18 protein-coding genes and 1 pseudogene are annotated in these 19,492 nt (G+C 62.3%); 17 read left to right on the top strand and 2 right to left on the bottom strand.

Translation table 11 applies throughout. The features are described from left to right. Positions 1–97: 97 nt before the first annotated feature. From ABZ896_RS17280 to ABZ896_RS17270, 3 genes and pseudogenes are all read left to right on the top strand, one after another. A pseudogene (locus ABZ896_RS17280) lies at positions 98–928 on the top strand (ATP-binding protein); the annotation flags it as partial. 205 nt (positions 929–1,133) lie between these two features. Beyond that, entirely contained in the window at positions 1,134–2,126 is a 993-nt protein-coding gene (locus tag ABZ896_RS17275) for a restriction endonuclease (protein ID WP_360928834.1), read from the top strand. 36 nt (positions 2,127–2,162) lie between these two features. After that, entirely contained in the window at positions 2,163–2,945 is a 783-nt protein-coding gene (locus tag ABZ896_RS17270) for a hypothetical protein (protein ID WP_360928831.1), read from the top strand. A gap of 433 nt (positions 2,946–3,378) precedes the next feature. On the opposite strand, the gene ABZ896_RS17265 is transcribed toward ABZ896_RS17270, so the two are convergent. Beyond that, positions 3,379–4,035 carry a TetR/AcrR family transcriptional regulator gene (locus ABZ896_RS17265; RefSeq protein ID WP_360928828.1) on the bottom strand — a complete coding sequence of 219 codons (657 nt, stop codon included), beginning with the start codon at positions 4,033–4,035 and terminating at the stop codon, positions 3,379–3,381. Between the two features lie 222 nt (positions 4,036–4,257). Here ABZ896_RS17265 and ABZ896_RS17260 point away from each other — a divergent pair, with 222 nt between their 5' ends. The 7 genes from ABZ896_RS17260 (at position 4,258) to ABZ896_RS17230 (ending at position 10,018) form a co-directional block, all read left to right on the top strand. Further along, positions 4,258–4,545 (top strand): hypothetical protein, encoded by a 288-nt coding sequence (locus ABZ896_RS17260; protein WP_360928825.1) that lies wholly within the window; start codon positions 4,258–4,260, stop codon positions 4,543–4,545. Between the two features lie 228 nt (positions 4,546–4,773). Then, positions 4,774–4,944: a hypothetical protein gene (locus tag ABZ896_RS17255; protein ID WP_360928822.1), complete on the top strand. Its 171-nt coding sequence runs from the start codon at positions 4,774–4,776 to the stop codon at positions 4,942–4,944. Positions 4,945–5,483: 539 nt separating this feature from the next. After that, complete coding sequence (locus tag ABZ896_RS17250) at positions 5,484–7,781, top strand: type IV secretion system DNA-binding domain-containing protein (protein WP_360928820.1); 2,298 nt, start codon at positions 5,484–5,486, stop codon at positions 7,779–7,781. Between the two features lie 147 nt (positions 7,782–7,928). Next, the gene (locus tag ABZ896_RS17245; protein WP_360928817.1) at positions 7,929–8,735 is read left to right on the top strand and encodes a replication-relaxation family protein; all 807 of its coding nucleotides are present in this window, start codon (positions 7,929–7,931) and stop codon (positions 8,733–8,735) included. An 88-nt stretch (positions 8,736–8,823) separates the two neighbouring features. Further along, positions 8,824–9,063: a hypothetical protein gene (locus ABZ896_RS17240; protein WP_360928814.1), complete on the top strand. Its 240-nt coding sequence runs from the start codon at positions 8,824–8,826 to the stop codon at positions 9,061–9,063. Between the two features lie 135 nt (positions 9,064–9,198). Next, positions 9,199–9,783, top strand: a complete 585-nt coding sequence (locus tag ABZ896_RS17235) for a hypothetical protein (RefSeq protein ID WP_360928811.1) — start codon at positions 9,199–9,201, stop codon at positions 9,781–9,783. Between the two features lie 10 nt (positions 9,784–9,793). Next, positions 9,794–10,018, top strand: a complete 225-nt coding sequence (locus ABZ896_RS17230; protein WP_360928808.1) for a hypothetical protein — start codon at positions 9,794–9,796, stop codon at positions 10,016–10,018. Positions 10,019–10,072: 54 nt separating this feature from the next. Here the strand turns inward: ABZ896_RS17230 and ABZ896_RS17225 are convergent, their stop codons facing one another. Then, positions 10,073–10,381 (bottom strand): hypothetical protein, encoded by a 309-nt coding sequence (locus ABZ896_RS17225; RefSeq protein ID WP_360928805.1) that lies wholly within the window; start codon positions 10,379–10,381, stop codon positions 10,073–10,075. A 102-nt stretch (positions 10,382–10,483) separates the two neighbouring features. On the opposite strand from ABZ896_RS17225, the gene ABZ896_RS17220 reads away from it, so the two are divergent. The 7 genes from ABZ896_RS17220 to ABZ896_RS17190 all read left to right on the top strand — a co-directional run bounded on the left by ABZ896_RS17220 (position 10,484) and on the right by ABZ896_RS17190 (position 19,371). Further along, positions 10,484–11,467 carry a DUF932 domain-containing protein gene (locus ABZ896_RS17220; protein ID WP_360928802.1) on the top strand — a complete coding sequence of 328 codons (984 nt, stop codon included), beginning with the start codon at positions 10,484–10,486 and terminating at the stop codon, positions 11,465–11,467. A 255-nt stretch (positions 11,468–11,722) separates the two neighbouring features. After that, positions 11,723–13,417: a recombinase family protein gene (locus ABZ896_RS17215; protein WP_360928799.1), complete on the top strand. Its 1,695-nt coding sequence runs from the start codon at positions 11,723–11,725 to the stop codon at positions 13,415–13,417. 291 nt (positions 13,418–13,708) lie between these two features. Continuing rightward, positions 13,709–14,137, top strand: a complete 429-nt coding sequence (locus ABZ896_RS17210) for a histone-like nucleoid-structuring protein Lsr2 (protein ID WP_360928796.1) — start codon at positions 13,709–13,711, stop codon at positions 14,135–14,137. 137 nt (positions 14,138–14,274) lie between these two features. Beyond that, positions 14,275–15,174: a DUF4231 domain-containing protein gene (locus tag ABZ896_RS17205; RefSeq protein ID WP_360928793.1), complete on the top strand. Its 900-nt coding sequence runs from the start codon at positions 14,275–14,277 to the stop codon at positions 15,172–15,174. A 296-nt stretch (positions 15,175–15,470) separates the two neighbouring features. Further along, complete coding sequence (locus tag ABZ896_RS17200) at positions 15,471–16,034, top strand: hypothetical protein (RefSeq protein WP_360928791.1); 564 nt, start codon at positions 15,471–15,473, stop codon at positions 16,032–16,034. 545 nt (positions 16,035–16,579) lie between these two features. Continuing rightward, entirely contained in the window at positions 16,580–16,957 is a 378-nt protein-coding gene (locus ABZ896_RS17195; protein WP_360928788.1) for an STAS domain-containing protein, read from the top strand. 659 nt (positions 16,958–17,616) lie between these two features. Beyond that, on the top strand, positions 17,617–19,371 hold the full coding sequence (locus tag ABZ896_RS17190; protein ID WP_360928785.1) for a SpoIIE family protein phosphatase: 1,755 nt from the start codon (positions 17,617–17,619) through the stop codon (positions 19,369–19,371). The last annotated feature ends 121 nt before the right edge of the window (positions 19,372–19,492 follow it).

Below are 19,492 nucleotides of genomic sequence, written 5' to 3'. Positions count from 1 at the left end.
GACTCGTTCCGCGTCTCGTGGCACCCAGAACACTCGCCAATCCATCCGTACGCACCCCTTCTGACCAGCTTCAACAAGCTCATTCAATAGGGAAGCCATCAATTCCGGTGGTGAGTGGCCGCAGAAGAAACTGACGGTGGGGCTCAGCCCGGCGTCGGTGCCCAAGGCGGGGTCCGGGTTCGACCTCGCCGTCGCCTGTGCGGTGCTGGGCGCCTCGGAGCGGATCGATCCGCGGGTGCTCGCCGACATCGTGATGATCGGAGAGCTGGGGCTGGACGGGCGGGTGCGTCCGGTCCGGGGGATCCTGCCGGCGATCCTGGCCGCGGCGGAGGCAGGATACGAGCAGGTCGTGGTGCCGGAGTGCGCGGCGGCCGAAGCCTCGCTGGTGCCCGGGATCTCCGTCCTCGGGGTACGCAGCCTGCGGCAGCTGATCGCCGTCCTCGCGGACGAGCCGGTGCCCGACGAGGCACCTGACGAGCCGGGCCGCCCCGATCCGCTCATGGCCGGACTGCGGGTGCCGGGCACCGGGGCGGCGACGGGCATGCACAGCGCGGGAGCGGCGCAGCAGGACCATGGGCACGATCTCGCCGATGTCGTCGGCCAGATCTCGGCGCGCACGGCGGTGGAGGTCTCGGCGGCCGGCGGCCACCACCTCTTCCTGGAAGGGCCGCCCGGCGCCGGCAAGACGATGCTCGCGGAACGGCTGCCCTCGGTCCTGCCCCGGCTGACCAGGGAGGAGTCGTTGGAGGTCACGGCGGTCCACTCGGTGGCGGGCCTGCTGCCGCCGGGCAAGCCGCTCATCGACATCGCTCCCTACTGCGCCCCGCACCACTCGGCGACCATGCAGTCCCTGGTCGGCGGCGGACCCGGCATCGCCCGGCCCGGAGCGGTGTCCCTGTCGCATCGGGGAGTGCTCTTCCTCGACGATGCCACGGACGGGCTGTGCACCCCCGAGACCGTGGGCCGACCCAAGGCGGTTCGGTTGGGGATTCGAGAGCCAGCCTACGCCCGGCAGAGCGGCCGTCAGGAGATCGCCGACCTCCCGGGTAGCCAGCCTGCCCCCGACGCGTCAGCGGGGCCTCTACGGCCCTCGTCGGGCCTGGCTGTCAGTCGCTGTCGGTAACATTCGCCAAGTGGGCGTGGCGACGGCGCTGCCTCACAACTGGGGAGGGAGGGCTGGTCAGTTGACCACCAGTCGACCATCGGCGCGATCGCAGAAGATCCATCCGGCGGCGTACGGCGCCCTGAGCCGTGCTCTGGCTGCGATCTACTGGTACAAGCGCGACCTGGCCACCTTTATCCGGCGTCGCGTGATCGACTACCCCGAGTTGCTTGTCGGCCTCGACTTCGACGATTACAAGGCCCGTTTCGCGGATGAGTTCGTCGACCGCCTGATGGAGCACGAGGACAAGTACCGCGACCTGACGCTCGACCTCATGCTGGAGGTCTCGCAGCTAGAGGAGTTTCCTGGTCTCCGGCGTGCTCAAGACGGGCCCAAGCTGACGGCAATGGCCCGAGAGTCGGTAGCCAGCCTGAAGCACTGGACCAAACAGCACCAGGGCATCATTCAGGAACGCGAAGATCTTGAAGACGAGTTGGCCGCTCGTCGAGCAGCGATCCAGGAGCAGCGCGGTTTCGCCGGCAAGCTTGAAGACCTTAAGGCTCAGTTTCTCGAACTTGGTCAGATGGCCGACCGCCAGCAAGCCGGTCGGCTGTTTGAATCCTTCCTGGCCGACCTGTTTGCCTTGTTCGACCTGGATCCACGACTGTCATACGTGCTGGCGTCTGAGCAGATCGATGGCGCTTTGACGTTCGACACCGACGACTACATCGTCGAGGCGAAGTGGCACAAAGGTGCAGTCGAGGTCGAGGACTTCGACAAGTTCGACGCCAAAGTTAGGCGCAAAGGAAAGAACGCCCTGGGGTTGTTCGTTAGCGTCAACGGCTTCACTGCTGGAGCGCTGCGAGAATACGACAAGCGCACGTCGTTCATTACGATGGATGGCGGCGACCTGTACTGCGTACTTGAAGGCCGCATCGCGCTCGACGAATTGTTGGGACAGAAGAAACGTAACGCCAACCAGACCGGCAGTTGTTACTTTCCGGCACAGCTCGCGCTGTCCTGAGCGGCGACAGGTTCTCGATCGAGTGAGGCGGCCAGCGTGACGCTAGCGACTGTTATACGTGAGGTCTATCGCTCAAGCGAGCGCCATGACCTTCGAGACGCCCTGAAAACCCTGCTGCCAGCTGACGGGCAGGACTGGCATCCGTCTGGTCTATATTGCTTCTGGGATCCCGCAACCCATGAGGTGTTGTATTTGGGTCTGGCTAGCGACATTCAACGGCGGTTCGCACAGCACAATGCACTGTCAGGCTCATCCGCTAAAGGGAACAAGCGCGAGCAGATTGATTCCTGGTTTAAAACGAACGATACGCTGGGCTACAGCATTATTGTTCAGTCGGCGGCAGTCGTGCTGCTGGAGCAAATGGGCATGGATACCTTCAGCGATATTATCGCTACTGGTGAAGGTCAGCTTATTGAGGCTCACGTGCAGAAGTTCGGTCAGCGGCCGGCGTGGAACAAAATCGGCGGCTCGACTTATGGAGCGACGTGGGCCGGTGTCCGTTCGCCTGGGTACTTTGGTCTTCTTACCGGTCGCAGCGATAGCCTGCTTGTGGCTCGCCGCACCATTCGCCAGCTTGCGGCCGAGCCGGAATCTGTCCAGCACGAGATGACGCTCCATAGCGGCAGAATGCACGCGCTACATAATTTCGGCATGACTGATGGTGTAGACGACAGCCGCATCATGGAAAAGTTGAGCGAGCTGGCACAGTCTCCTTATTTGGTGAGTGAGCTACCGAGCCACATCAACCTCGTTGCCTCTGGATATCTCATGCTCGATGCGCCCCACCCAGAACGCATGGCTGACGAGGTAGACCAGTAGAAAAGCCCCAGCGAGCGCAGGCTCGCCGGGGCAGAGTGTTTATGAATCGGGCTGGCCGATTATTTCGTCGAGTCGATGCTCGAACCGTTCTCGGTGGGATGCGTAGTTCCTCTCGTAGGACGTAGCGATCTCTCGCATTTTCTCGGCGAGGGTCGGACTGCTAGCGGTAGTCGCCCGTGCATCGAGCGTCGAGATGAAACTGGCGCTGCGCATGTCCAGCTCCGCGAGGCATTCTGCACCTTGCTTGGCAAGGAGGGCTCGGTTGGTGGCAATTCGTTCTTGCCGACGCTGGCGATAGCGGCTGAGACAAAACATGTCCACCTCGTATTGCGAGGGGCGAGCACAGCCGCCTTATTGAAGGGCGGGTGTGATTCTCGGCGGATTTATCGAGAATCTCTGTTTATAACATGAATTGATCGACTTTGCAACAATCCTAGTGCTGCTGTTGTGAAGTCGAGTGAATTAGAGCTGGCAGGAGCTGACTCAAAACCAACTGGGATGTTTCCTGAGCCGATTCTTGGGGACGAGTGAGAACTCGAAGAAATAGGCCGTTGCAGTGATAGGCCCCGATGTCCGCGGCTGGAATTTCATCGACGAATTCACCTTCGTCCTGACCCCACTCGATCAGGCGATTCAGTGATGTAGTTGCTGGCACGAGCTTGCGCACGTCATCCGGTGAGGTCGGTGGTCCTACCCGTGCCGTCTGGTCGCTGACGGCGACCATGAGTGTTGCGGTGAGCGCTTGGTGTCGACGAGTGACGCCGGCCAAGGCCCGGATGTGACGGATGACTGCTTCTTTGGGTGTAAGGCCTGCTTCCCGGTCGGCTTCGGCCTGTTCGATGACCGGGTCTAGTAGGGGGCGGTACACCGCAGCGATCAGCTGCTGCTTGCCTCCAGGAAAGTGGTTGTAAGCCGTCGGCACGCTAACGCCAGCAGCTTTGGCGATGTCTTCCATGCGAGCCCCATGCCACCCCTGCTCGGAGAAAACTGCCGCGGCGCTGTCCAGTAGTAGCCGCCTGCTGCGCTCTCGCTTGGTCTGTGCGCTGCGCTGACGCGCCTCGGTCGTACTGGCCCTTCGTGCTCCTGTCATGGGGTCACCTTAGTAGATACCAAGTTGGCATTGACTTCAGTTTGAATCGAGTTGAAGATAGACCCCTACACGACTGTCCTCTCTCGGGGGGAGGGCGGTCGGACGGACCTCGACGAGTTGAGCAGCGACGTGAGACTGCCCTGCCTCAGCTGTGATCGGGATCCTGCTCCGGGCCTTCAACTACCTGGTGTTGGCTCGAAGATCGAACAGAAAGGTCCCCCGATGTCCGACCTGATCCCTTGGGTGCCGCGGCTTGGCACCTTGCAGTCGCGGCCGGACCGCGAAACCCGTCGCCAGCTGCGGGTCATAGATCAACAGAAGGTGCTCTCGCAGGCCTACATGGATGCGGTGGATGACGTCCACTCCACGGCTCGCCAGAAGGTGGGCGAGGCGGCAGACGAGGTTGAAATGCGCACCACCGGCGAATTCAAGGCCAGGCTCCAAGCAGAGATGGTCCTGGACTTCAGGGCGTCCTTGCAGCGTCATCTCAATGCTGCTTGGGGCTCCTGATGAGCCTCTGGGCCAACTTGGTCGTCTTGGCCTTCGCGGCTGCTCTGATCTCGGTGGCAGTGCACGACTACCGCAGTCAGCGGGAAGGTACGCGTTTGTACCTCCGCAAGCAGCAACATGAGATCCAAAGATGGCGCCGCGACCGAAAATGTGGACTGTCGGCAGCGCAGGAGCGGATCCTCAAGGCTGTACTGCGTGACGAACTGGATCAGTGGAGGCGAGGTCGCCATGAGGTTTGAACCGCACCGCCCCCTGGCCCCGCTCGTACTGGCCATCGTCGCGCTTGTGGTCCTGCAGTGGGTGCTCCGCAGCCTGGCCGTGATCATGCCCTGGCTGGTGCTGTTGGCCGTCGTGGCTCTGATCGGCCTGATCGTCGTGCGCCGCACCCAGCGCTGGTGAAGTCCAGCTGGACGGCGTCGCTGACTGGGTCAGCAGGTCCCGGGCAGCTCAAGGGCTGCCCAGCCGGATCACCGACCCCGACACCATCGCCACCCTGGCCGAGCTGACACGCGTTGCTCAGGCCACCCAGCAGGCTCGCGAGAGCGACCCTGCTGCCTCCGACTCGGTCGCGGTTACCGCTGACTGAGCAACCCATCCGCGCTTCGCCGGCGCCCTGCGCCGGCGGGGCCTTCTGCCCGAGTTGCCGCTGTCAGCCCCGCGACTCGGGCTTCTTCCAACACGCGCCTTTTTCGCGCCACGGGGCGTCTCCGCAACAGATGGAGAGACGTCATGCACTTGACAAAATGTCCGAAGTGTGCTAATGTCTTTAGGCGAGTTGATCAAGGTTTTCCTTGTCCTCGCCGAAATCATGAGCGCACCGCGGTCATCTGCTGTGCCGCTGAGAGGGGGGCGATGTCACATGACGTCCGCCACAATCAGCGATCTGTCTCACGAAGCCACACCATCGCCCGACCTCCGATCACCGGAGGTTGCGTCGTATGAGCGGCACGTTCCTGCTCGTCGCGAGCCTCGCGCTTAGCAGCGCCACCATTGCATTTATCTCAATCTCTCGCTCCCGCGACCAGCGAACCCGAGACAGCGAGCGGATCTCGTATCGGCTCGACTTCCCCCGCGACCTCCACGTTGATCAGGTCACGGCCTTCGTGCGTGCTCTGACGAGCTTGCAAGGAGTACCCCGTGGCTGGCTGTACGGCCGCGACAGCGTGGTGTTCGAGGGCGTTGGCCGTACCGGTGCCATTGAGCACCGGCTACGCGTTCCCATCTCGCATGCCGATCAGGTGCTTGGCCAGCTCCGGGGCATCGTCCCCGGGGTCCGGACTACGGTGCTGACCGGCGCCGATCGTCTACCGCCGGCCCGGATCGTCCGCGGCAGCCGCCTCACCTCCGTGGTGCGGCCCTTGCGGACCGATCAGCCGGAGACCTTCGCCGTCAGTTTGCTGGATGCACTCCAGCCGTTGGCGCCGTCGGAGGCCCTGGTCTACCAGCTGGTGGTCTATCCCGTGCCGACCCCGTACGGCCTGCCCGCCGTCGTGGCCACGGGTGCCCCCGTCGACGCCGGCTGGCTGGCCCGCGGACTGCGGGCTCTGACGGCTTCACCCAAGTCGCAGACCCAACCAGGCAGCGATGCCGTGGCGGACGCCCGGACCAAGACCAGCGAGCCCTGGTTCGCGGTGGTTGCCCGAGTCGGCGCCGCCACGGGTAAGCCCGGGCGGGCGCGGTACTTGGTCAGCCGGCTTGGCTCAACGCTGCTCCAGCTCAGCCGAGCTGGTGTAGCTCTCACCCCACAGTGGCTCCCGCCGTGGCGAGCCCCGGAGTGGCTGGCGCGTGCCGCGACCGCCTTCGGCCCGGCCCCGATCCGCGCCAACGCCCGTGAAGTCGCCACCATGGTGGCGTGGCCACTAGCCAGTCCTGCCATCCCCGGCTTGGAACTGCGCGGTGGCCGGACCTTCGCGCCAGCCCGGAACCTGCCCCGCGTGGGCCGGGTTCTCGGACAGGCGGTGTATCCCGGCATGGAGCGGCCCGTGGCTGTCACGGCGACCGACGCCCTGATGCACCAGCTCGTGACGGGGCCGACCGGTTCCGGCAAGTCGACGCTGCTGCTCAACGAGATCGTCCAGGACATGCAGGCCGGCCATGGCGTCATCCTGCTGGACCCGGGCGGAGACCTGGTTCGCGACGCAGCTGAGCGAATACCGGCCCGCCGCCTCCAGGACCTGATCTACCTCGACGCGGCAGACGAATGCCCGGTCGGGATCAATCCGCTGGATTGTCCAGCGGAAGATGCCGAGTTGGTAGCGGATCAAGTGCTGGAATTGGTGCGAGCCAATTCTAACAGTTGGGGACCTCGCCTTGAGGAAGTCCTCAAAGCGGCGCTGGTCCTACTGGCTGCTTCGTCCGGCATGACGCTGGTGGAGTTGCCAGCGGTGCTCACCGACAGCTCATTCCGAGACAGCCTCCTTCGCCGACTCGATCCAACCTTTGCTTCAACCGTAGGAGCGTTCTTCTTGCGCTTTAGCGCTTGGGGCGAAGGTGAACGGCAAATGGCAATTTCGGCTGTTCTCAACAAAATCACGCCACTGACAGACCGCCGCCAACTGCGGGCTATGCTCGGGCAAGCTCACCCTGCCTGGAAAATGCAGCAGGTTATTGACGAGCGGAAGATTCTGCTGGTGGCATTGCCGAGTGGATTGGCGGGTTCGTACGCCGTCGACCTGCTTGGCGGACTGCTCGTCAGCATGGTCTGGAACGCTGTCATGCGACGGGCCGCTGTCACGCGCGATCGCCGCCAACCCACCTCCCTCTACATCGACGAAGCGGCTCGCTTCCTTCGCAGTGGCGCCGACCTGACGGACATGCTGGCCCGGGCCCGCGGGCACGGTCTCGGCATCGTGGCGGCCTTGCAGCACATCAGCCAGGTGCCGCCAGCCCTGCGCGCGGCTCTGCTCTCGGAAGCGCGGACCAAGGTCGTCCTGCAACCCGGAGCCGACGACGCCACCACCCTGGCGAAGGCGCTCGGCCCCCTCGTCCAACCCCAGGACCTGTTGACCTTGGAGCCTCGGACCGCCCTCGCCACCCTGGTCGTCGGCGGTCAGGTCTCCGCTCCAGTCAGTTTGGCGACGCAGCCACCTCCCGAACCAACGGGGTGCGGACCGGACGCCCGCGCCGGCTCCGCGGCTGCCTACGGGCAGAACCGGCAGCAGGTGGAGCAAGACATCGCCGCCCGCCGCCGCGCTTCAAACCCACGCCCGCGCCAGCTCCAAAACCGCGCCCTCTGAGCGGACCCGCTGCTGTCCCTATTCCTGTCTCAACCTGTCGTGGTCGAACCCCTCGTTTCTCCTGGTCACAGCCTCGTCGGTTGTACGACTGTCTGTCGTTCTCCATACACCAATCCGCCTGTTCCTCTGGCCCGAGGAGGGATATCCATGCCTACTCACCAGCAGCCGCTCAGCGGCGGTCGCCTTGCACAACTAGCCCACGATCTGACGGTTCCAGAGCAGCAGCTCCTACGGGAACTCGGCACCGTCCACTTGGCCACGACCAACCACCTGAGCCGATTGGCCTTCGGCTGGTACGGCTGGCCCACCGCCCGGAGACTCGGGCACCGTCATGTCCAACGGCTGGTCCGGTTCGGACTGATCCAGCGTTATGTCAACCGGTCCCGCGACCGTAAGGTCGGGCCAGCTGGCTACGTCCTAGCCCTGACCGCCGACGGAGCAGCCCTCAACGGCTCGGCAGCCCGGCGGCAGCAGCGGCGCACCTGGGAACCAAGCGAGGCCTTTCTGGCGCACCGACTGGCCATTACCGAGCTGTACGTCCAGCTCGTCGAAGAGCATCGGGTCGGCGGCCCTACCGTCAGCCGGTTCGAGGCCGAACCCGACTGCTGGCGGTTCTACCTCGGTGGCTATGGTGAGCGCAGTTCGGTCAAGCCGGACGCTTACCTCCGCTTGGAACTGGATCGGCGCGAGCTGTCGTGGTTCGTCGAGATTGACCGGGGGACCGAAGCCCCACGCCACATAGCTGCCAAATGCGCGGTCTACGCCGCCTACGAATTGGCGGACGTCGAACAGCGGCAGCGTGGCGTTTTTCCGGGGATTTTGTTCATTGTTCCGACCGAGCGTCGCGCGCAGTCAATTCAAGCGGTCATCGACCGCCAGCCCCCTGACAGCCGCGACCTGTTCCGGGTAGCTACCGAGCCTGATGCCCTCACTGCTCTTGGCACCGTGTGGTAGCGGCCACGTCCTTGATTTTCACCGGCTAACCGAAAGGACCCGTGTTATTGCTTCAACCACGTACTCAATGCCCGATCCTCGCGCATACATGTTTGGTGACCAGACCTACGATCCAAACTGCATCAAGGAACTCTTCCTGCCCTTTGACCTCATTCACCAGGAACCCGTCTCAGCCGAGCAAGTCCTCGATTTCGTAGCCCGGGAGCGAGGGATAGACCGACGCAACGAGAGCAGCTTCAGCGCCTACCACTTCCCCAAGGTCGTGGACGAGAGCGAACTGCTGGACGGAGAGCGCTGCGGACTGTGCTTCCGGCCGTTCCGGCGCTGACCGCCGCTGGGGGACCGGATGTCCACCTGACCGACCTGCCGCGTCAACGGGCCGGTCGGGCGGGCATCCGCCCGGGGCCACAGCGCGTGAGCCTCACCCCGAAATCACGCGCTCGCACCTTGCAAGGAGTCAGTCATGGAACTGACCACCGAACTCCTGCGGACCATGCCGCCGCAGGACCTGGCCGCCCATCTGCCCGTTGCCGTCGGCATCGGCGATGGGGTCGGCGTCATTCTCGGCCTGGCCGACCCCGAGCAACTGGAGGTCTTCTACGCCGGTCGCATCAGCCTCGTCAGCACGCACGTACTGGAGATCACGCCGGTGGTCGACTGCGCCAAGCAACTCGACGCCGTCCGGACCGCAGTCGAGGCTCTGGTCATCTGCCGGCGGGTGGCGCTGGAGGCCCACACCGAACAAGAGCAGCGCCACCACGCCAACCTCGACGCCATCCGGCAGTACGCCATCGAGCGACACCAGAACGGTGACATCTGCTCGGACGGCCTGGACGCCTTCCTCGAAGAGTTCGGCATGAAGCCGTACGTCGAACGGGTCCGGGTCCGATACACCATCACCGGCAGCTACGAAGTCGCCCCTGGCGACGAAGATGCGGTCCGGAACGATGCCGAGCAGTACCTCGGTCCGAACCTGAGTGGCCTCGACGACGTCGACGACTACTCGGTCGACTTCACGCTCACGATCGACGAAATCACCGAGGTCTAGGAACCGCGTCGTGACCTGGATTCCCGACGACCTGGCGGAACGGTTCGCTACTGCCTGGGCCGACGACATCCTGGTGGACGACCTCGCTGGCCGTCTCACCTGCACCGAGGTCGAGCTGCTGGCCACCGTGTTGCGGCAGTGCGGCAACCAAGCGGCTGGCGACTGCTGGATCACGGTGCACGCCGACAACGAGAGGCCGGGCGACGACCATTACCGTGGCCCGTCCTCCTCGTAGCCATCTCCACGACCAGGTGGCGGGCCTTTCGCGAGCCCATCACCCGGTCACCCGTCACAGGGCACGGATCAGTGAGGTCAGCTCATCCCAGTTGGCCTCGGGCGTCCGGTAGGCCGGCGGCAGGTCCACCTGCCCGGCCAGCTCGACGATCCGCAGATACGGATCAGCGTCGACCGCCGTCTGGAGCGTCGACAACGACGCCAGACCGGCGATCTCGAACGCCAGCCGTGTCTCCGACTCCGCCCGGGCGGCTCGCCGCTCAACCTGACGCACGAAGAACCGCTTCAGGAACGGCTTCTGCCGCTCCAGCGTGCGCAGGGTCCGGAGTTCGGCATAGAGGCGATCTAGTTCCTGTGGCGTCATGACTTGTTACTCAGTGTAACGATTCGTGAGCGGCCCAGCAAGATCGCCCGACGTGCCCTGTGACGTCTCTCCTCTCGCACAGCACCAGCAAGGAGGGCAGTCATGCCCGCCAACGTCGAATCGATGTTTTCCGTCAGGGAGATGCCCTGGCACCGTGAGGGCCTGGTCCTCGACCAGCACCCCAAGACCTGGGACGAGGCCCGCCAGCTGGCCGGCCTGACCTGGGACCCGATAACCGAAGCCGTCTACGAGCTGCGCGGTGTCGACGAAGCCGGCCAACCGATCTACGCCCCCATCGAGGGGTGGCAACGGATCGCCCGGTCCGACACTAGCGACACGCTCTGGATCAACCGAGACAGCTACGCCGTCATCGACCACGGCGAAATGGGCGCGCTCGTCGAAGCCGTCCTGGCCCAGCCCAATGTCCGGTGGGAAACCGCCGGCGTCCTCGACCAGGGACGGTCTGTCTGGTGCCTCGCCCTGCTCGACGAACCCATCGAGCTGCCCGGCGACGACACCGTCACCCTGCCGTACCTCGGGATCACCAACCGACACGGCCAACCCGGCGGCTGCACCCTGCGGGCCACCGCGGTCCGCATCGTCTGCGGCAACACCTTCCGAGCCGCCGAGCTCGAAGGCGAGCGGACCGGCACGACCTTCTCCTTCGTCCACAAACGGGGGTGGAAGAACCGGCTGGAAGAGGCCCGCGAAGCCGTCACCGGCGCCCGAGCCGAAATGCGAGCGTACGAGCAGCTGGCCCGTGAACTGCTGACCCTGCCCATCTCTACCCGGCAGCGTGAGCTGTTCATCACCGAGTTCGTCCCGATGCCGCCCGCCGGCCTCGTGACCGACCGAGTGGTCACCAACGTCGAGGAAGCCCGCAAGGCGCTCCGCGACATCCTGGCGTCGCCCACCACCGCGCCGATCGCCCACACCGGCTATGGCCTGGTCCAGGCGGCCGGCGAGTACCTCGACCACGTCCGGCGCTCCCGGTCGTGGGAAACCAAACTCAACCGCACGCTGATCCGGCCCGAGCCTCTCAAGGCTCAGGCGCTGAAGCTCGTGCGGGAAATCGTGCAGGTCTGACCGCACAGTAAGGCTCTCCGGTCACAGATCGGGGAGCCTTATTCCTTCACTGTTGAATTAATTCACGCCGGATGGCATAAAGGAGGTATCACTCTTTGGTTCGCAGGAAAGAACAGGAAAATGATGCGCTGAACGCTGCTCAAAAAGTGGCGGAACGTGAGCTTGGGACAGGTGACTCGCTCGTTGATTACATCAAAGTCTTGTACGCCATGGAGCAGGAGGCCAAACTAACTAAACGATTTCGGAGAGCAGGTGATGACGGCTAGTGATTTATTAAAGAGGCAACTGAATCAGCTAGAGAAGCAAGTAAGATCGGAGAAGCCTTGGATATTGTTGGTTGCTCGCGTATCGGATCCAGAACAGATTCACGCCTTACCAGCACAAGAGAAACGTCTCCGAGCCTATGCGGAGTCAAAGTCGCTGCCGTTCGTCTATGTGGAGTTCGACGAGTCTGCCTACAAAGGAAAGAGATTACGCTTTAGGGAGCTCGTGATTGATCCAATCACTAGAGCGCAATCTCTTGTCATTGTCGTCTTCGATAAGATTGACCGCTTCAGTCGTGAATCGTCGAGCGTCGAACATGCAATTTTTGAAGACCTGCGAAAGAAGGGCCGGATTGAACTACACTTCCCCTCGGACAACCTTTATGTTAACCGGGATTCACCGGCCCCGGACATATTTCGACTCAATGTTGGTGTCGCGTTGTCCAGCTACTTCGCCGGCACTATCAGGGACAATGTAAATCGTAGATTTGAAGAAATTGTTGAAGAAAAACGAGAGTGGATCAGTCGGGCGCCGTATGGGTACAGGAACATAGACACGGGGGTGCCAGTCGAAGGAAGAGTGGAGAGAGGTAAGAAACGTAAGACGAAGAAAGACATCAAGCCAGATGAGGAGCTGCGCCAGTTCGTTGTCATGGCGTTTGAACTGCGGGCTACGGGGCTATCCCTTCAGGCCATCACGATGCGTTTACGGAAGGCAGGGATGACATCGAGAGGGAAACGGAAATTGGTAACTCTGGAGCAGATCCACCGCATATTAGCTACTCCATTCTATGCTGGTTTCATGTCGTATCGAGGCAAGCTCTACCCGCACCGTTACGAGCGACTGATCCCCGGATGGCTTTGGCATAAGGTTCAGGCGGTCAACAGGCGTCGATCGACGAAGCGGACAAAGTATGCATCAAAAGAGCATCTGTATCGAGACTTGATAACGTGTGGGGTGTGCGGGTACACCGTTCTCACGGATGGGCCGAAGAAAGGGAAGTATAACTACCTGAAATGCACAGAGTACAACGAGCCGCACGGTGCGAAGTGGGTAAACGAGGATGTGATAACCAAGCAGGTTGCTGACCGCATATTCCACTCTCTGCGGATTCCCGATGATGTAGCTGGACGGCTCCTGAAGAGGTTGGAAGAGGACGAAGAAGCCGATCTACAGCACGAAATGCGTAAAATCCGCCTATTAAGATCCGAACGGGGTCAAATTGACGACGAGATCATTGGCATGTTCCGAGATCGCGAGACCTTCAGGATTAGCCCAGATTTGTTCAAGCGGATTGTAGCCGAGAAGACTGCACGTCAATCGGCGATTGATCGCGAAGTGGCAAGTTACACGAACGAAAATGGAAGGGCATTCGTCGCGACCGTGTCAGGTTTGGTTCGTCTGGCAGCTAGTGCCGCTGATCTCTTTGCCGATCGTGACGTCTCGGTAGAGCTTAAGCGTCGGCTACTGCGTATACCACTCTCGAACTTGACGTGGGATGGGAAAAATATTGATTTCAAGCTGAAAACGCCATATGAGGCAATCCTTTTGTGTCAAAAAAATCAGACATGGTACCCCTTAGCTAACAAGTTTCGAACTGAGCTACGGGGCGATATTTTGGCCTTGCAGAGCGATAGCGACTTCAAAACCCTGAGGGATGAAACGCTGCTGATGCCGCCTGATTAGTTCGGTGGCGTAAAGAAGCTTCACGCTTCAGACAGTCATCAGCTAGACCCAGTGTGCATCAGAGTCTCGCTGTGGTGGACCACAGTCAACGCTGTGGCAGACCTCGTCGAGGCGGAAATTGCTACCGGAGGTGCCATCCCTCAACTTTTAAATGATGACCTCCTGGACATTAAAGAGCTTGCTGAGATTCGGGCTGAAGGCTTGCGTCGAGCTGCCTAATCTACCCGGACGCCACTTCTTGGAATCGAGCTTTTGGCGTAGAATTAGGCTGGTAACGAGTGTCGTGCGTATATGAACCAACAGGCGTTAGAGCAAATCTGGAATCAGCATCGTGGTCACTGGGTGGCTTTTAACTACGACTTCGAAGTGATTGCCACCTCGCCCCGGCTTGGCCCATTAATGGAGCAGGCCTATGAGTTAGATTCTCAGCATCCTCCGGTCGTGGCAAAGATGCACAAGAAGCGTCGCGGCTTCTTGACCGTAATCATCGGCCCTGATGAGTCGGGTGCGCCGAAAGTTGAGTTTCATCCAAAGGCCACCGAGGCGGACATGATTGAGCTGATTGCTGAGTATGCGGACTACATGATGAGCCAGCAGGGCACAGATGTGCAACGAATAAGACGATGGGCACAAGAAACTGGCCATACGGTCGGGTTAAGGGGCCGCGTCTCGGCCGAGCTGAAAGGCGCCTACGAAAAAGCCCATCCGTCCGAACGCTAGGTCAAGATCGGTCAGTGTGACGTATGTAGCTCCTGATCAGTAAGTGTAGAGGGGGAGAAACGGCAACTTTCGACTGGTGGGGTGAGGTAAGAAGAACGGAGATCCACAAGCATCCGTCAGGCGAACAGGGGGCACTCTTGACCAGCGGCTTCGACAACAGCGACGGTGCTGCGAGCAGGCCCCGGCTGTCCCGTCTTCGTAAGTCGGTCCGGCAGAGCGAGAAGGTCCTGCTCTGGAAGCGCAAGCGGGCTCGGTTACGGCTGGCCGCGACCGTCCTGGGCGCTGGGGCTTTGGCGGCTTGGGTGGTGTGGACGGCGCTGCACTGGGGTGATCACGCTGCCCTGGTTCGAGGTAGCTGGGTCTGCGCGCCGTCGGTGGTGGCCGCGGTGTTCATCCTGATCGGCATGGCCATCCAGCACAACGTCATGAAGGACGCGACCACCGACCGCCACTCACTCTTCTACCCGGTGTCCTCACCCGAGCGGTACACCCACTCTATGGCCAAGGTGGAAGAGGAGCTGGAGGACCTCCAGGAGGAGATCCGGCTCCTCGGGGCTGCCGCCACACCGTCCTTGCTGGAGCAGCGGAACCTGTACCGCGAGGAGGTGCCGGCGGTCATAGAGCAGTACCGGTCGGAGAGCCGGCGCTACCGTCGAGTCCACAACTCGCTGCAATCGCTGATCATGGTCGGGTCCACCGCGGTGACCACCCTGGCCGCCTTGGAGGCGAAGAGCTGGACCTGGCAGACCGTTGCGACGGTCCGCCTCGGGTTCTGCGTCACCATCGCGACGGCCTTCACCGGCTACTACAAGTACCGGGAGCGGAGTTACTTCCTCCAGCAAACCGCGGACGCCATCGAGGAAGAGGCCAACGCCTTGGTGCTCGGGATCGGGGCGTACCTCGACCAGCCGGCGGACCAGGCCATGGGTCTGTTCACGCAGCGCGTGGAAACCCTCCGCAACGAGCAACGGCGTCGACAGCAGCAGCTGGATCAGCCTGCCACCCAGGCTCAGGAGGCAGGCCAGCCGGTCAGTTGAATCGCCCCTCTGGCGCCTGGCCAAGACCGTCGGCGTTGCCGGAGGCCAGGACCATCGGCAGGACGAGATGAACTGGACGAAGGGCAGCTTCATCCGTCACCCCAGGTAGCGATGCCTGATCAGCTCAGTTCTGCCAAGGTCGCCACGTCGAGACTGCGCCTTGGGGCGTGACCATGCGGCGATCGAACGACCATCCCCAGCATCACACAGGTGTACCGGTATGGTAATAAATGTCATACTATGAACTCGCATTGACGCTCGTCGCATCCCCAAGATCACCTCGCACAGAAAATCGAGTGACTTACATGCGCGCTATTCAAGCCCTGGTTGCCAGCCTCATGGCAGCCGGGTTGACCCTGGGTGGCACATCTGCTGCCCAGGCAGAGGGAAATCCCCCCGACCCCTATTTGCAGATTGCTTCTGGTGCGCCAGTACAACTCATCGCTCAAGCGCAAGCCGATGGCCCACCACGCGACTTCTACTACGGCCGCGCCTATGTCGGTCCCAATGGTCTTGAAGTTCGCCTCACCAACGAGGGTACGGTCTTGCTCCTCCATGACGGAGGCACCTTCATCGCAGCTCTTTCAGTCCTGGTCGTCCCGGAAGCCTCGGTGGCTGCGAAGCTTGCTGCATCCATAGTCCAAGCTACCGCGGTAAACACATTCTCCAACCACGTGAGCTCGTACGTCGATAATCATGTCCTGGCCGGAAAATGTCTTGGTCTTACACTACCGCCACAAGCAGTCGCTACGCGGTTTCGGCAGGTAATAAACCTCAGCGAAGGCAACTACTTTCAGGCCTGGGTGGCCGGTTCACCTAAGCCTGATATTGCCGTCTGGCTGGAGCCGTGCACCGACTAGACTGGCTGGTGACTCCCAATGGTGATGACTCGAAAGTTGAGCATCACCTTTTTTCGTATATAATCGACCTGTAACACCTGGATCTATATTTGAGATTGCCCACCCTCGCTGCCACACTAAAGCAAATTTCCATTTTCGGGATGGTGTGCCTGTTTTCCTCCCTGGCCGCAGACCGACATTGGGTAATCCTTCTAACCTTTTGGGTAATCCTCATTCTCGCCGCCCCGGCCCCGATTTCTGAAAGTCCCGCAGTTTGGCCAATCACAGGCCGTAAGCAGCTCGCAGCCTTGCTTGCGGTTGGTGGCGGCTCGTGGATGCTCATCCAGTCGGAGAAGTCGGCCACCTGGCCATGGCTCGCTGCTTGGGTGCTGACGGTGGTGGCGGACTACCTGATAGCCAGAAGAGCGCGCGGACATCTACGACTGGCAAACGCCGCGGGCCCAGGCCGGAGCCGGAGCCGGAATCGGCCTCCAGGAAACGGATAAAAGCCACGGTCGGGACTGGGTAAGGTACGTCGGTAGGTGCAAGACGATTGGGAGACCATCGTGACAGCTGATGCCTCGGTCGAGACGACCATCGAGGGCCGCTGGGGGATCGCAAAGGTCCGCGGCGCGATGGACTTCATCACCAGCCCTGCCCTGTGGGAGCAACTCAAGCAGGCCCTGACCAGTGGCGGCCGATGTCTTGTTGTGGATCTGTCGGAGGTGTCGTTCTGCGACTCGGCAGGACTGAACCTGCTTCTGCGGACCAATCGGCATGCCCGGCTGGATGGTGTGGAACTGATACTTGCGGCACTGCCACGTCCGCTGCGGCAGATTGTGGAGTTGACGGGCGCGGACCAGATCCTGCGGGTCTACCACAGTGTCGCTGATGCCGAGGCAGCCGTTGGTCATCGTGGGGATGCGCCCGGACCGCTTGCGTAGGCCAGGTCGTCTCGATGCCGCTATGGGCCGGCCGCCGCCCGACCGGCGAAAGTAGCGCGCTTGCTCGATTGGCTCACCTGCATGGCAGCGCGCCAATCCGTCGCACAGCATGAATCACGAAGGACACATTGGGGGTGGGTAAACCGCTACGCCTCGAAGACGAAAGGGCCGTTGAATGAATCGGATTCTCTCCGTGCTCGCCGGAACTGCTCTGGCGGCCACGGCCACCATGTCCGTATGTACACCTGCGCTCGCTGCCCCCGGGGCGGACGTGCCGGCTCCGTCCTGCTTGTCGACAAGCAACTGGAGCGACGGCAACACCGAGCACGTCAAAGTCACGAATTACTGCGGATCGGACCAACGCTTCTACGTCTCGTGGGCCTGGGCAACGGACAGCAGCTGCTTCACTCTGGACGCTGGCAAGCATTGGACCTGGCACAAAGGCGAGCAGACGCGTTTTGACGGGCTCTTTCTCTGCTGAGCAACAGGTTCTATGAGGGACGATCGCAAGGAAAACGGTGATCGTCCCTTCCGGCCAGGCGAATCAGCACGGCACTCGGCAGTCGGGCAGCCTAGCCAGATTCCTCCAGATGCGTCCTCCTCGCATGCGGGTAAGACTGAGACGGGGTCTGTGCCGGGAGCGGACGAGGAGGATCCGCGTGAGCTTCGACCAGGCACCACTGAGGTGGCTCTTTTCCGGGACAGCAGGCGCACTGATGTCCGCAGTGGCTGGCGGGCCGGCAGACGTAGTAGAGCAGGCCCGCGAGTACAAGATCCTCAGGCATGTCCTGGACGGCACATCGGCTGCGATCGCCATCGTGGACGAGGGACTGCGATACCGCTATGTCAACGCCGCGATGGCGCGGATGAGCGGCATACCGGCCGCTGCCTTCCATGGCCGGACCATGGCCGAGGTACTGCCAGGCATTCACCGCGCAGACGAGATCCTGCGCATGGTCCTGGGTGACGGACAGCCTCGTGCGCTGTCCGTCACGGGCACGACTGCCGGCCGTTCCCCGTTCCCGCGGCGGCAGTGGAGTGCGGTGTACCACCGACTGGAGGACGACGGCCAAGTCCTCGGTCTGTGCGGCATCGCCGTGGAGACCAGCGGCCTGCGACAGCACATCGACGATCTGGAAAAGGCCCATCAACGACTCGCCTTGCTGGACACCGTGGCCACTCGCGTTGGCACCACACTCTGCGTCGAGAAGACCTGTGCTGAACTCGCCGAGTTCGTCGTGCCCAGCCTGGCCGACGAGTCGTCCGTGTGGACCTTGGAAGAAGAGTCGCCGGATGCGCCACCTCCCGTCCCCGGTGTCCTGCGGCAGCGGCTCACAGCCTTCGCGGGAGGCCCGGACATTGTGCGCCGCATGAAAATGATCACGAGGGACTGCGACTACTTCGAGCTGTCACGCAGCTCACCGGCCCGACGCTGTCTGGACACAGGCCGTCCGTGGCTCGGCAACGTTGCTGCCGACGAGGCGGTGGTCAAGATGGTGGGCCCGGCCGTCCTCGCGGTGCTGCGCGACGCTGGCATCCACTCGGTCCTCATCGTGCCGCTACCGACTCGGGGACGCCCCGTCGGCGTCATCTACCTTTGTCGGTCCGGCGATTCGGCCCCCTTCACGGACGAGGACGTCAGGGTGGCCCAAGATCTGGCATCCCGAGCCGCCCTCTCCATCGACAACGCCCGCCAATACACCCTCGAACACACCATGGCCCTCGAATTGCAACGTGCGCTCACCTCCGAGCCCGGTAACCCACATCCCAACATTGAGGTGGCCTCCCGATACCTGCCGGCGGGGCACCGGGCACTGGTAGGTGGCGACTGGTGCGACTCCATCGCTCTGCCCTCAGGCCGCACCCTCCAGGTGATGGGCGATGTCATGGGACACGGTTTCACCGCTGCCGTAGCCATGAGCCAGTACCGCTCCCTGGTGCGCACCATCGCAGCCACGGGCATCCCTGTTGAACAGATCCTTGCCGAGGCCGACCACCGGCTGGCGAGCATTGGCCTCGAACGTATGGCCACCTGTCTGCTCGCCCTGGTCGACCCTGCCAAGAACACCTACACATTCGCCAGCGCAGGGCACCCGCCTCCCGTACTCCTACTCCCAGATGGCCGAGCCGACGTGGTGCCGGTCCCCACAGGACCGCCTCTCGGGACGGATCTCGGCACCTACGAAGCCTTGACTCTCCCCCTGTCGTCGGCCGCGGTGTTGCTGATGTACACCGACGGCCTCATCGAACAGCGCGGGACAGACATCGACGCCTCGTTGTATCGCCTCACCCGTCTGTACCTCGCGACCGAGGGCCCTTTGGAGCATGTGCTGGACACGCTCCTCACCCGGCTCGTTCACGGGCAGGCAGAGGATGACGTCACACTGCTTGCCAGCCGCCTGCGGGTTCCGTGAGAGGCGCTCGTGCTGTGAGCCATCGTGAGTTTCTCAATGTGGAGAAACAGCAGCCTCGCCAAGCGGAGTGAGATCGGGTAGAGAAGCAAGCCCGCTTCCCTCCGCTCTCGCGCATACCCGG

The sequence above is a fragment of the Streptomyces sp. NPDC047072 genome (assembly GCF_040643855.1).
Lineage (GTDB): Bacteria > Actinomycetota > Actinomycetes > Streptomycetales > Streptomycetaceae > Streptomyces.
Note: the sequence above shows the minus strand (reverse complement) of the source record. Positions and strands in the feature narration are given on the sequence as shown.